Below are 13,399 nucleotides of genomic sequence, written 5' to 3'. Positions count from 1 at the left end.
TTACAGTTCTATGAATTTTATATTCCCGAACTACACTCTCTCCATCTGGCATATTCGGCGTGGGCAGCACTCTGTCCGCACGCTTTTCCGAAATGAGATAGAAAGAGGACAAGGGAAAAATGTTCGCAGCCATCATCATCGGTATTTTCATTATCAGCGTTATTTATGCGCATTCCCGCGGCAAAGAAAAACAGACGCTTTCCCGTCAGCTCTTCGACCATTCGACGTTTATGGCGCCCATCAATATGTTTATGACGGCGTTTTCTTCCCTGCCCGCCAGGCAGCCTTTCTTTGAAACAGAGCGCTTCCCGGAATTAAATAAGCTGACGGAAAACTGGCTGGTTATTCGCGAAGAGGCGCTGCGTTTGCAGCATCATATTAAGGCAGCGGAAAATAATAACGACGCCGGCTTTAACACCTTTTTTAAACGCGGCTGGAAACGTTTTTATCTGAAGTGGTATGCCGATGCCCATCCCTCCGCGCAGTCTTTATGCCCGGTGACGACCCGGCTGGTGAGTGAAATCCCTTCGGTGAAGGCGGCCATGTTTGCCGAGCTGCCGGCGGGTGCAAAGCTTGGCAAGCACCGGGATCCGTATGCGGGCTCGGTTCGTTACCATCTGGGCTTATTCACCCCGAATGACGATCGCTGCTTTATTGAAGTCGACGGGCAACGCCACAGCTGGCGGGATGGTGAAGCCGTTATTTTTGATGAGACCTACGTCCACTGGGCAGAAAATAAAACGGATCAAACGCGCATTATTCTCTTCTGCGATATCGAGCGTCCGATGAAATGGCGCTGGGCGCAGGCGGTTAACCATTGGGTGGGAACCACGCTGATGTCTGCGGCCAGGTCACCGAATGACGAGAATGACAGCACCGGCGGCATTAACCGCATTTTTAAATACGTTCATGCAGGTCGCGAGCGGGGGCAGCGTCTGAAAAAAAGGAACCGTAAGGCCTATTACGCCCTCAAGTATCTTTGCATCGCTGCAATCTTTGCCGCCATCATTGTTCCGGCGATAACGTAAGCCTTATGCCGCCTGTTCGGGCCGGCTCACGTCAGTGGCAAACACGTAACCCAACCCGCGGATGGTTTTGATGAGCGCAGGCTGATGCGGGTTAGCCTCTATTTTCCGGCGCAGGCGCATGATCAGCACGTCAATCGTGCGGTCGAACACGTCGGCGCTTTCGCTGTGGGTCAGCTCAAGCAGCCTGTCACGGCTCAGCACCCGGCGGGCATTTTGCGTGAGCGCCAGCAGCAGGCCGTACTCGCCCTGGGTTAAGGGCACGGTATTACGCTGCGGATCAATCAGCTCACAGCGGGTGGTATCAAGCGTCCATCCGTTAAACGCAATGCCCGCGACGGGCGCTGCGGGGGCTTCTGCCGCCAGCGCGCCCGTTCGGCGCAACACCGCTTTCACCCGGGCGACCACCACGCGCGGGTTGAACGGTTTGCCAATATAATCGTCGGCCCCCATCTCCAGCCCCACCACCACGTCTGACTCACTGCCCAGGCCGGTTAACATCACAACCGGTAGCGCCGGACGCTGCTTTTGCAGCTGCAGCAGAACCTGCAGGCCGTTGATATCCGGCAGCATCATATCCAGCAGCACAAGCGCGATATTCGGCTCCTGCTGCACCTGGCGCAGCGCATCCTGGCCGTTATGGCAGACAAGCACGCTAAAGACGTGCTCGCTCAGCACGTCCTGAAGCAGTTCGCAGACTGCCGTATCGTCATCAACCACCAGAATCGCCGGTTTCATCGTATGCTTCCGTCAGGGGATTATGTTAAGTCTGAACTATTCTGCCGTCGGCTCCAGTCAAAAGGTTTTTTCAGTGACGGAAATTCAACCCATGTCACATCCGCCGCCCTGTCGACACGTCAATTTTGACGATTGACTGCTTTTTGTCAGGGTTTTCACCCCGGATGGGCCGTAAAGTCAGGGGATACCCATACAAAAAACATGGCATAGAAGCTGCATAGTGGGTGCGAACGATTCGATTAACTGGAGCAGACTGATGAAAAAAGTCGTCACGGTTTGCCCTTATTGTGCCTCAGGTTGCAAGATCCACCTGGTGGTCGATAACGGCAAAATCGTCCGGGCGGAGGCCGCGCAGGGGAAAACCAACCAGGGCACGCTGTGCCTGAAAGGGTACTACGGCTGGGATTTTATTAACGATACCCAAATCCTTACCCCGCGCCTGAAAACCCCTATGATCCGCCGCGAGCGCGGCGGCAAGCTGGAAGCCGTCTCCTGGAACGAGGCGCTGGATTATGTCGCCACGCGCCTGAGTGCCATTAAGGCCAAGTATGGCCCGGATGCCATCCAGACCACCGGCTCTTCCCGCGGGACGGGAAATGAAACCAACTATGTGATGCAAAAATTCGCGCGCGCCGTTATTGGTACCAATAACGTCGACTGCTGCGCTCGCGTCTGACACGGCCCATCGGTTGCAGGTCTGCACCAGTCGGTCGGTAACGGCGCAATGAGTAATGCCATCAACGAGATAGATAATACCGATCTCGTCTTCATCTTTGGTTATAACCCGGCGGATTCTCACCCTATCGTCGCGAACCACGTTATTCGCGCTAAACAGAATGGGGCGAAAATCATCGTCTGCGATCCGCGCAAAATTGAAACCGCGCGCATTGCGGATATGCACATTGCATTGAAAAACGGCTCAAACATCGCGCTGTTGAACGCAATGGGGCACGTCATTATTGAGGAGAACCTGTACGACCAGGCGTTTGTCGCGACCCGTACAGAAGGCTTTGAAGAGTATAAGAAAATAGTCGAGGGCTATACGCCTGAATCCGTCGAAGCGATAACCGGCGTCAGCGCGCAGGAGATTCGTCAGGCGGCCAGAATGTATGCCGGGGCAAAAACCGCCGCCATTCTCTGGGGTATGGGCGTGACCCAGTTCTACCAGGGCGTGGAAACCGTGCGCTCGCTCACCAGCCTTGCGATGCTGACCGGTAATCTGGGTAAAGCGCACGTTGGCGTGAACCCGGTGCGTGGTCAGAATAACGTGCAGGGCGCCTGCGATATGGGCGCGCTGCCGGACACGTATCCGGGCTACCAGTACGTGAAGTTCCCGGAAAACCGCGCCAAGTTCGCGAAGGCGTGGGGCGTGGAAAGCCTGCCGGAACACACCGGGTATCGCATCAGCGAGCTGCCGCACCGCGCGGCGCATGGCGAAGTGCGTGCGGCCTATATCATGGGTGAAGATCCGCTTCAGACCGACGCCGAGCTTTCTGCAGTGCGTAAAGGGTTTGAGGATCTGGAGCTGGTGATTGTCCAGGATATCTTCATGACCAAAACCGCGGCGGCGGCGGATGTCATTTTACCGTCGACCTCCTGGGGCGAGCATGAAGGCGTCTACACGGCGGCCGACCGCGGCTTCCAGCGCTTCTTCAAGGCGGTCGAGCCGAAGTGGGATCTGAAAACGGACTGGCAGATCATCAGTGAAATCGCCACCCGCATGGGCTACCCGATGCACTACAACAACACCCAGGAGATCTGGGATGAGTTGCGCAGCCTGTGTCCGGACTTCTACGGCGCCACCTATGAAAAAATGGGCGAGCTGGGATACATCCAGTGGCCGTGTCGGGATGAGTCAAAGGCCGATCAGGGGACGTCCTATCTCTTTAAGGAGAAATTCGACACCCCGAATGGGCTGGCGCAGTTCTTCACCTGCGACTGGGTCGCGCCGATCGATAAACTCACCGATGAGTATCCGATGGTGCTCTCCACCGTACGCGAAGTGGGCCACTACTCCTGTCGTTCAATGACCGGCAACTGCGCCGCGCTGGCCGCGCTGGCGGACGAGCCCGGCTACGCGCAAATCAACACCGCCGATGCGGAACGGCTCGGTATTGAGGATGAAGCGCTGGTGTGGGTGAACTCGCGCAAAGGGCGGATTATCACCCGTGCGCAGGTCAGCGATCGTCCAAACAAAGGGGCGGTCTATATGACCTACCAGTGGTGGATTGGTGCCTGCAACGAGCTGGTAACAGAGAACTTAAGCCCGATAACCAAAACGCCGGAGTATAAATACTGCGCCGTTAACGTTGAGCCGATTGCGGATCAGCACGCGGCGGAACAGTACGTGATCGACGAATATAACAAGCTAAAAGCCCGACTGCGCGAAAGCGCAATGGGTTGAAGCCGTTAATTTATCGTTGAATAAAGGGAGTGATATATTCACTCCCTTTTTATTTCCGTTTAATTCATAAGAAATAGAAATTATCATTCTGGAAAGCGGCTCGCAGAAATAATGTAATTTTCGCGAAAAGGAATTACATCTTTGCATTTTAATTCAGAGGGATAAGATGTGCGGCGGGTGCTTAAGACTTTCTGTCTTGAGCATTGTTGAGGGACAGAAAGTGGAAAGCCCCGGGAAATTTGCATTCACCCGAGGCTACCCCTCAACACCCAACAGGTTGAGAGTAGCCTCTTATTCTTTTTTACACAAGGAGTAAAAGGCATGACGCCATTAAAAACTGCGTTAGGCATCGTCTTTATTATTTGCCTGACGATAGTGATCTTTACCTTTATTACTCGCGGCAGGCTCTGCGAGTTTTCAATAAAGAGTGAACATCAGGAGGTGGCGGCTAAATTAGCCTGCAACCCAGGCTAACCTCTACGGGCGGAACAACGGTTCCGCCCGGCTTGTAGGATGCTGAGGTCTTAATGCACCCATTTTTTTCTTTTGCGCCCGCGATTATACTGCGCGGCGTGTACCCAGATGATAAGAATCCATGAAAGCCATTTTTCTGTTGTTAGTGTTTTTAACATCCTTCGCCCGCGCCGATGAGATAGGCAGCCAGTATCGGAAACAGGCGGAAGCCGGTGATGCGCGTGCCCAGTATTATCTTGCCGATACGTACTTCAGCTCCGGCGACAGCAAGCAGGCCGCGCAGTGGGCCGAGAAAGCCGCGAAAGGCGGCGATGTCGACGCCATGGGGTTGCTCTCGCAAATCCTCTTTACGCAGGCCGATTACTCACAGGCCAAAGCCCTGGCCCAACAGGCAAACATTGCTGGCAGCAAACGCGGCGCGATCATGCTGGCGCGCATTCTGGTGAATACTCAGGCGGGGAAAACTGACTATCCCCAGGCCATCAGACTGCTGCACACGGCAACCGAAGATATCGACAGCGACTCTGCGGTCGATGCACAGCTGCTGCTGGGGCTGATTTATGCCAACGGCGTCGAGGTAGCGCAGGATGACGTGCAGGCCGCCTCGTGGTTCAAGCGGAGTTCAGCCCTTTCGCGTACGGGCTATGCCGAGTACTGGGCAGGGATGTTGTTCAGGCAGGGGGAGAAAGGCTTTATCACGCCAAATAAGCAGAAAGCGCTGTACTGGTTAAACCTGAGCTGTACGGAAGGGTTTGATACGGGGTGCGAAGAGTTTGATGCGTTGAGCGGAGAATAAAGTGCCGGGTGGCGGCTTCGCCTTACCCGGCCTACAAAGCCCGTAGGCCCGGTAAGCGCAGCGCCACCGGGCTTAGGATGTTACTGGTCAGCCGTCTTATCAAAACGACCCAGCACCTCGCGTTCATACGCCAGCGCCTTTTTACGGTCGAATTTGTGTTCCCACTTGGCGATAACCAGCACCGCCAGCGCATTCCCCACCACGTTCAGCGCCGTACGCGCCATGTCGAGGATACGGTCCACACCCGCGATAAAGGCCAGGCCTTCCAGCGGAATGCCTACGCTGCCCAGCGTCGCCAGCAGTACCACGAACGAAACGCCCGGTACGCCTGCGATACCTTTAGACGTCACCATCAGGGTCAGCACCAGGACGATCTCCTGCCACAGCGACAGGTCAATGCCATACAGCTGCGCAATAAAGATAGCGGCGATACTCTGGTACAGCGTGGAACCATCCAGGTTAAAGGAGTAACCCGTCGGCACCACGAAGCTGGTGATCGACGCTGGCGCGCCGTAGGCCTCCATCTTCTCAATAATACGCGGCAGCACGCTCTCAGAGCTTGCCGTGGAGTAGGCCAGAATCAGCTCATCTTTCAGGATACGAATCAGGATCCAGATGCTCAGCCCACACAGACGCGCCACAATTCCCAGCACCACCAGCGCAAAGAACAGGATGGCAAAGTGCACCAGGAGTACCAGCTTCGCCAGCGGCCAGAGGGAGGCAAAACCGAAGTTCGCCACGGTGACGGCGATAAGCGCAAACACCCCTACCGGCGCGTAACGCATCACCATGTGGGTCACTTTAAACATGGTTTCGGAGATCGAGCGGAACACGGTCACCAGCGGTTCGCGGTGCGTCGCGGGCAGTGAAGAGAGCCCCAGACCAAACAGGACCGAGAAGAAGATAATAGGCAGCATCTCGCCCTTCGCCATCGACGCCACAATGTTGGTCGGCACCAGAGAAAGGATCGTGCCCATCAGGCCGTGTGCATGGCTTTGCACGTCAGCGGTCGTACTTTGGTATTTCGAAATATCCACCGTCGCCAGCTGCGACATATCAATCCCGGAACCCGGCTGGAAAACGTTCGCCAGGGTGATACCGAGAATGATCGCAACCGTAGTGATCACTTCGAAATAGATAATGGTTTTCGCACCAATACGGCCTAACTGCTTCGCATCGCCGACGCCTGCAATACCCACCACCAGCGTCGAGATCACAATCGGTACTACGATCATCTTGATCAGGTGAATAAAGATATCCCCTGCCGGTGAAAGCAGGTTCGCAATCAGCCAGTCGCGGCTGTCGCTGTGATAGTGGAGGTAACTGCCCAGCAGGATGCCCAGCACAAGGGCGATTAAGATCTGCCAGGCCAGGCTGACTTTAACGTTTTTCATAGAAACTGACTTCCTCAATGAAGCGCCTTATTCACTTAAACTGCATGAATATGGGGACATACTGAAAGGGTATGAATTGTGTTGCGTCGATTTATGGGATTTTTTAACGCGGCGTATGAGTATCATTTGCGCGGCCTGTTGCGCAAGCCTTAAAGAACGACGCATTTCACTCGTAAAAGCGTCTGTGACGGGAGTTTCTCCTGATTCTAATAAATAACCTTTTGTTATAAAAAACCTTTTTTAAACATAAATGTGAATAATCGTCAGCATAAATTATTTTCCTTCAAAGTTTCATTCGCTCATTTTTCAACCTGTTCAAACAATGCGTGATCTGTCGCCCAAATAATAAACAAAGCTTGTAAAGCTCCTACTATTAACGTTTTTGCGACATATTATTAACATCTTACAAGGAGAAAAAAAGCCATGAGCCAAATACACAAACATGACATTCCCGCAAACATTGCGGACCGTTGCCTGATCAACCCGGAGCAGTACCACGAGAAATATCAGCAATCTATTACCGCCCCGGACACCTTCTGGGGTGAGCAGGGCCATATCCTTGACTGGATCAAACCTTATCAGAAGGTAAAGAACACCTCCTTTGCGCCCGGTAACGTCTCCATTAAATGGTATGAAGATGGCACGCTGAACCTGGCGGCAAACTGTCTGGACCGTCACCTTGCCGCGCGCGGGAATGAGACGGCGATTATCTGGGAAGGCGATGATGCCTCGCAGAGCAAACACATTACCTATAAAGAACTGCACCGCGACGTGTGCCGCTTTGCCAACGTCCTGCTGGATAAAGGCATTAAAAAAGGCGACGTGGTCGCTATCTATATGCCGATGGTGCCGGAAGCGGCGGTGGCCATGCTGGCCTGTGCGCGTATCGGCGCGATTCATTCCGTTATTTTCGGTGGGTTCTCGCCAGAGGCGGTTGCGGGTCGTATTGTCGATTCAAGCTCAAAACTGGTGATCACCGCCGATGAAGGCGTGCGCGCAGGACGCAGTATCCCCCTGAAAAAAAACGTCGACGAAGCGCTGAAAAACCCGAACGTCAACACGGTCAGCAACGTCATCGTCCTTAAGCGTACCGGCGGCAAAATCGACTGGCACGAGGGGCGCGACCTGTGGTGGAGCGACCTGATTGAAAAGGCGAGCGACCAGCATCAGCCGGAAGAGATGAACGCGGAAGATCCGCTCTTCATTCTTTACACCTCTGGCTCAACCGGCAAACCGAAAGGCGTGCTGCACACCACCGGCGGTTATCTGGTCTACGCGGCCACTACCTTCAAATACGTCTTCGACTACCACCCGGGCGACATCTACTGGTGTACCGCCGACGTGGGCTGGGTCACCGGGCACAGCTACCTGCTGTACGGCCCGCTGGCCTGTGGCGCAACAACGCTGATGTTTGAAGGCGTGCCAAACTGGCCGACCCCGGCGCGTATGTGCCAGGTGGTCGACAAACATCAGGTCAACATTCTCTACACCGCACCAACGGCCATCCGCGCATTAATGGCGGAAGGCGACAAAGCCATCGAAGGCACCGACCGCTCTTCATTGCGCATCCTCGGTTCCGTGGGTGAGCCCATCAACCCGGAAGCCTGGGAGTGGTACTGGAAGAAAATCGGCAACGAGAAATGCCCGGTCATGGACACCTGGTGGCAGACCGAAACCGGCGGCTTTATGATCACCCCGATGCCGGGCGCCACGCAGCTGAAAGCGGGCTCGGCAACGCGTCCGTTCTTCGGCGTACAGCCTGCGCTGGTGGATAACGAAGGCAACCCGCTGGAAGGGGCCACCGAAGGCAACCTGGTGATCACGGACTCGTGGCCGGGTCAGGCGCGTACCCTGTTCGGCGATCACGATCGCTTCGAGCAGACCTACTTCTCGACCTTTAAAAACATGTACTTCAGCGGCGACGGCGCGCGTCGTGATGAAGATGGCTATTACTGGATCACCGGACGCGTGGACGACGTGCTGAACGTCTCCGGCCACCGTCTGGGCACCGCGGAGATTGAATCGGCGCTGGTGTCGCATCCGAAGATTGCCGAAGCCGCCGTTGTCGGCATTCCGCACAACATCAAGGGCCAGGCAATTTACGCTTACGTCACCCTGAACCACGGGGAAGAGCCGTCGCCAGAACTCTATGCTGAGGTGCGCAACTGGGTGCGTAAAGAGATTGGCCCGCTGGCGACGCCGGACGTGCTGCACTGGACCGACTCGCTGCCGAAAACCCGCTCCGGCAAAATCATGCGCCGTATCTTGCGCAAAATCGCGGCAGGGGACACCAGCAACCTCGGTGATACCTCAACGCTCGCGGATCCTGGCGTGGTGGAAAAACTGCTCGAAGAGAAGCAGGCCATCGCAATGCCTTCCTAGTGTTTTCTCCCTCTCCCCTCACCCTCTCCCCATAGGGGAGAGGGGATAAAAACAAACCAACCTTACCTTTGGAGACTCTGTGATGAATGACCATATTTGTCAGCAGATAGAGAATAGTGCGCACTACAGGGAGCTCGTCGATAAGCGGCAACGGTTTGCCTTCACTCTTTCCATCATCATGCTGATTATCTATGTCGGCTTTATTCTGCTGATCGCCTTTGCGCCGCACTGGCTGGGTACCCCGCTGCACGAGGGCACCAGCGTGACGCGCGGTATTCCCATTGGCATTGGCGTCATCGTGATTTCATTTGTGCTGACCGGCGTCTACGTCTGGCGCGCGAACGGTGAGTTCGATCGCCTTAATAAAGCGGTACTGCAAGAGGTAAAAGCATCATGAAGAGAATTCTGACGGCGCTCGCCGCCACGCTTCCCTTTGCCGCCCACGCGGCAGATGCGATTACCGGCGAGGTACAGCGCCAGCCAACCAACTGGCAGGCGATTGTGATGTTCCTGATTTTCGTGGTGCTGACGCTGTATATCACTTACTGGGCGTCGAAACGCGTGCGCTCCCGTAACGATTACTACACCGCAGGCGGCAACATTACCGGCTTCCAGAACGGGCTGGCGATTGCGGGTGACTTTATGTCCGCCGCCTCGTTCCTCGGGATCTCCGCGCTGGTCTACACCTCCGGCTATGACGGCCTGATTTACTCCCTCGGCTTCCTCGTCGGCTGGCCGATCATTCTGTTCCTGATTGCCGAACGCCTGCGCAATCTGGGCCGCTATACCTTCGCCGACGTGGCCTCCTATCGCCTGAAGCAGGGGCCGATTCGCACCCTCTCCGCCTGCGGCTCGCTGGTGGTGGTGGCGCTGTACCTGATCGCGCAGATGGTGGGCGCAGGTAAATTGATCGAACTGCTGTTCGGCCTGAACTACCACATCGCGGTGGTGCTGGTGGGCGTGCTGATGGTGATGTACGTGCTGTTCGGCGGCATGCTGGCGACCACCTGGGTGCAGATCATCAAAGCGGTATTGCTGCTGTTCGGCGCCAGCTTTATGGCCTTTATGGTAATGAAGCACGTCGGGTTCAGCTTCAATAACCTGTTCACTGAAGCCATGGCGGTCCACCCGAAAGGGGAAGCCATCATGAGCCCGGGCGGGCTGGTGAAAGATCCGATATCCGCGCTCTCTCTCGGTCTCGGCCTGATGTTTGGCACGGCGGGTCTGCCGCATATCCTGATGCGCTTCTTTACCGTGAGCGACGCGCGTGAAGCGCGCAAGAGCGTCTTCTATGCCACCGGCTTTATGGGCTACTTCTATATCCTGACCTTTATCATCGGCTTTGGCGCGATCATGCTGGTGGGGGCGAACCCGGCGTTTAAAGACGCAGCGGGCGCGCTGATTGGCGGTAACAACATGGCAGCAGTGCACCTGGCCGACGCGGTGGGCGGTAACCTGTTCCTCGGCTTTATCTCCGCCGTGGCCTTCGCCACCATCCTCGCGGTGGTTGCAGGGCTGACGCTGGCCGGCGCGTCGGCGGTTTCGCATGACCTCTACGCCAACGTCTTCCGCAAAGGCGCGAGCGAGCGCGATGAGCTGAAGGTTTCTAAAATCACCGTGCTGGTGCTGGGCGTCGTGGCGATCCTGCTGGGCATTCTGTTCGAGAAGCAAAACATCGCCTTTATGGTGGGGCTGGCCTTCTCCATCGCGGCAAGCTGTAACTTCCCGATCATCCTGCTCTCCATGTACTGGTCGAAGCTGACCACCCGTGGCGCGATGATTGGCGGCTGGCTGGGGCTGCTGACGGCGGTGATCCTGATGATTCTGGGCCCGACGATCTGGGTGCAGATCCTCGGTCACGCCAGCGCCATCTTCCCGTATGAATATCCGGCGCTGTTCTCCATTGCCGTGGCGTTTATCGGTATCTGGGTCTTCTCGGCTACCGACAACTCGCCGGAAGGTAACCTGGAGCGCGAGAAATTCCGCGCCCAGTTTATTCGTTCACAAACCGGTCTTGGCGTTGAGCAGGGCCGCGCGCACTAAACCTTTCTCCCCGGCCATTCTGGCCGGGGAGCTTAAAACATCACCCACGCCACCAGCGGCGCAATCAGCACCATCACCACGCCCGACAGCATCATCACCAGGCTCGCGACAACCCCCTCCTGCTGGCCCAGCTCATAGGAGCGTGCCGTGCCCGCGCCGTGCGACGCCGCGCCAAACCCCGCGCCTTTGGCCATTCCTTCCCGAATAGAAAGCCGCAGAAAGAGCATATCGCCCACCGCCATCCCAAAGACGCCCGTCACCACCACAAACAGCGCCACCAGGTCCGGCTGTCCGCCGAGGGGTTTCGCCGCCGCGAGCGCAAACGGTGTGGTCACCGAGCGCACGGCCAGGCTGCGCTGAATTTCATCGGGCAGCGTAAACAGTCTCGCCAGCCAGACGGAGCTACAGACCGCGACCACCGTAGCGGTGATCACGCCTGCGCTGAGCGACATCCAGTGGCGCCTGATAATCGCCAGGTTGTCGTAAACGGGCACGGCAAAGGCGATGGTCGCCGGGCCGAGCAGCCACAGCAGCCAGTGGGATTCACCAATGTAGTTCTGCCAGGAGATATGGCCGAAGACCAGCATCAGCACCAGCAGGATCGGCGTGAAGACCAGCGGCATCAGCGGCAGCGCATGAAACCGGCGATACAGCCGCTTGTTGGCAAAGTAGATCGCCAGCGTCGCGATCAGGCACAAGACGCTGATCTGAAAGTTAGTCATGTTTGTGCCTGCTGATTTCAAAGCGATACACTTTATCCACCACCCAGGCGGTCGCTCCCAGCACCATCAGCGTACTCAGCGCGATCACCGCAAAGATTCGCCAGCCGTCCACCATCAGCAGCTGCGCATAGTTCACCACCGCCACCACGGCAGGCACAAAGAACAGCAGCATCTCCGCCAGCAGCCAGCGCGCCCCGGCGCGCACCCAGTTAAGGGGGATCACGCGACAGAGGATGAGCGTCAACATCAGCAGCATCCCCACCAGGTTGGCAGGCAGCGGCAGGTGCAGCCAGCCGACAAGATATTCGGCGAAAACAAACAGTCCCGCGTAAAGCAGTACTTGAACCGGGACCTGGAGTCGTTGCACAACGGCAGGCGTAACACGGCTTAACGCCACGGCCATGGGGGTTTTCCTCAAAAATGAGACGAGGCGCCAGTATAGTGAGCGCACGGTATGGACTGAAATGAATTAAAATCATCACAGGTATAGTTTCGAGGAATAATCATGGACATAAGAACGCTGCGCTATTTTGTCGAAGTGGTTCGCCAGCAAAGTTTTACTCGCGCAGCGGAGAAGTTGTTTGTTACCCAGCCCACCATCAGCAAGATGCTGAAAAACCTCGAAGATGAACTGAACTGTACCCTGCTGATCCGCGACGGGCGCAAGCTGCTGCTGACCGATACCGGACGCGTGGTGTTCGAACGCGGGCTGGCCATTCTGGCGGAGTTCCGCCAGCTGGAAGCGGAGCTGGACGATATTAATCATCTGACCAAAGGGGTGCTTCGCCTCGGCATTCCACCGATGGTGGGGATGATGATGGCCGGGCCGATCGGCCTGTTTCGCCAGCGCTATCCTGGCGTAGAGCTGAAGATTTCGGAGTTTGGTGGCTTAACCGTCCAGCAGGCCGTCACTAACGGCGAGCTCGACGTGGCCATGACCGCCCTCCCCGTTGAGGAAGAGAGCGGCCTGGCGACGCTTCCGCTCTTTAGCCACCCGCTGTGCGTGCTGGTGCCCCGCTCCGGCGACTGGCTGAAAAGGGACGCGGTGAAGCCTGAGCTGCTCGGCGAATACCCTCTGCTGATCTACAACGAAGACTTCGCCTTAAGCCGCCAGCTGATGACGCTGTTTAACCAACATAACGTCAAGCCACGCATTGCGGTGCGCAGCGGTCAGTGGGATTTCCTGGCCGCGATGGTGCAGGCGGGCGTGGGGATTGCCATTCTGCCGCAGCCGATTTGCGAGCGTCTGGATAAAAACACGCTGCGCTGGATCCCGCTGGAGAGCGATCTGCACTGGCAGTTAGGGATGATCTGGCGTGAAGGGGTCTATTTGTCGCAGAGCGCGCAGGCGTGGCTGCAGTGTTGTAAGGGGTTTTGGGTGCGGTCTGAATAGTGCCGGGTGGCGGCTTCGCCTTACCCGG

The 13,399-nt window shown here is 56.5% G+C and carries 12 protein-coding genes; 8 read left to right on the top strand and 4 right to left on the bottom strand.

Annotated features, from left to right (window positions below):
• Window positions 1-119 precede the first annotated feature (119 nt).
• Window positions 120-1,028, top strand: a complete 909-nt coding sequence (gene lpxO / locus FHC48_RS14820) for a lipid A hydroxylase LpxO (protein WP_045407268.1) — start codon at window positions 120-122, stop codon at window positions 1,026-1,028.
• A 3-nt stretch (window positions 1,029-1,031) separates the two neighbouring features.
• Here lpxO and FHC48_RS14815 read toward each other — a convergent pair whose 3' ends face one another.
• The gene (locus tag FHC48_RS14815) at window positions 1,032-1,763 is read right to left on the bottom strand and encodes a response regulator (RefSeq protein WP_021242940.1); all 732 of its coding nucleotides are present in this window, start codon (window positions 1,761-1,763) and stop codon (window positions 1,032-1,034) included.
• A gap of 256 nt (window positions 1,764-2,019) precedes the next feature.
• Here FHC48_RS14815 and fdhF point away from each other — a divergent pair, with 256 nt between their 5' ends.
• The 3 genes from fdhF (at window position 2,020) to FHC48_RS14800 (ending at window position 5,437) form a co-directional block, all read left to right on the top strand.
• A complete protein-coding gene (gene fdhF / locus FHC48_RS14810; RefSeq protein WP_084833577.1) occupies window positions 2,020-4,167 on the top strand; it encodes a formate dehydrogenase subunit alpha in 2,148 nt (715 codons plus the stop codon).
• Between the two features lie 321 nt (window positions 4,168-4,488).
• The gene (locus tag FHC48_RS14805; RefSeq protein ID WP_032650616.1) at window positions 4,489-4,641 is read left to right on the top strand and encodes a Hok/Gef family protein; all 153 of its coding nucleotides are present in this window, start codon (window positions 4,489-4,491) and stop codon (window positions 4,639-4,641) included.
• A 121-nt stretch (window positions 4,642-4,762) separates the two neighbouring features.
• Window positions 4,763-5,437 carry a tetratricopeptide repeat protein gene (locus FHC48_RS14800; protein WP_059364428.1) on the top strand — a complete coding sequence of 225 codons (675 nt, stop codon included), beginning with the start codon at window positions 4,763-4,765 and terminating at the stop codon, window positions 5,435-5,437.
• 80 nt (window positions 5,438-5,517) lie between these two features.
• On the opposite strand, the gene gltP is transcribed toward FHC48_RS14800, so the two are convergent.
• The gene (gltP, locus tag FHC48_RS14795) at window positions 5,518-6,831 is read right to left on the bottom strand and encodes a glutamate/aspartate:proton symporter GltP (protein WP_008503398.1); all 1,314 of its coding nucleotides are present in this window, start codon (window positions 6,829-6,831) and stop codon (window positions 5,518-5,520) included.
• 423 nt (window positions 6,832-7,254) lie between these two features.
• Here gltP and acs point away from each other — a divergent pair, with 423 nt between their 5' ends.
• The 3 genes from acs (at window position 7,255) to actP (ending at window position 11,256) form a co-directional block, all read left to right on the top strand.
• Window positions 7,255-9,213 (top strand): acetate--CoA ligase, encoded by a 1,959-nt coding sequence (gene acs, locus FHC48_RS14790; RefSeq protein ID WP_008503397.1) that lies wholly within the window; start codon window positions 7,255-7,257, stop codon window positions 9,211-9,213.
• Between the two features lie 82 nt (window positions 9,214-9,295).
• Window positions 9,296-9,610, top strand: coding sequence for a DUF485 domain-containing protein (locus tag FHC48_RS14785; RefSeq protein ID WP_008503396.1), 315 nt, complete (start codon window positions 9,296-9,298; stop codon window positions 9,608-9,610).
• Window positions 9,607-11,256: a cation/acetate symporter ActP gene (gene actP, locus FHC48_RS14780; RefSeq protein ID WP_021242771.1), complete on the top strand. Its 1,650-nt coding sequence runs from the start codon at window positions 9,607-9,609 to the stop codon at window positions 11,254-11,256. The genes FHC48_RS14785 and actP overlap by 4 nt, the downstream gene beginning before the upstream one ends.
• A gap of 32 nt (window positions 11,257-11,288) precedes the next feature.
• On the opposite strand, the gene FHC48_RS14775 is transcribed toward actP, so the two are convergent.
• Window positions 11,289-11,978, bottom strand: a complete 690-nt coding sequence (locus tag FHC48_RS14775) for an LrgB family protein (protein WP_008503394.1) — start codon at window positions 11,976-11,978, stop codon at window positions 11,289-11,291.
• Window positions 11,971-12,381, bottom strand: a complete 411-nt coding sequence (locus FHC48_RS14770; RefSeq protein ID WP_021242769.1) for a CidA/LrgA family protein — start codon at window positions 12,379-12,381, stop codon at window positions 11,971-11,973. Before FHC48_RS14770 ends, FHC48_RS14775 begins: the two co-directional genes overlap by 8 nt.
• 102 nt (window positions 12,382-12,483) lie before the next feature.
• On the opposite strand from FHC48_RS14770, the gene FHC48_RS14765 reads away from it, so the two are divergent.
• Window positions 12,484-13,371, top strand: a complete 888-nt coding sequence (locus FHC48_RS14765) for a LysR family transcriptional regulator (RefSeq protein ID WP_059364429.1) — start codon at window positions 12,484-12,486, stop codon at window positions 13,369-13,371.
• The last annotated feature ends 28 nt before the right edge of the window (window positions 13,372-13,399 follow it).

The sequence above is a fragment of the Enterobacter sp. EC_50 genome (assembly GCF_019584525.1).
Taxonomy (GTDB): Bacteria; Pseudomonadota; Gammaproteobacteria; order Enterobacterales; family Enterobacteriaceae; genus Enterobacter; species Enterobacter roggenkampii.
This window is presented reverse-complemented; position numbering and strand designations above follow the sequence as displayed.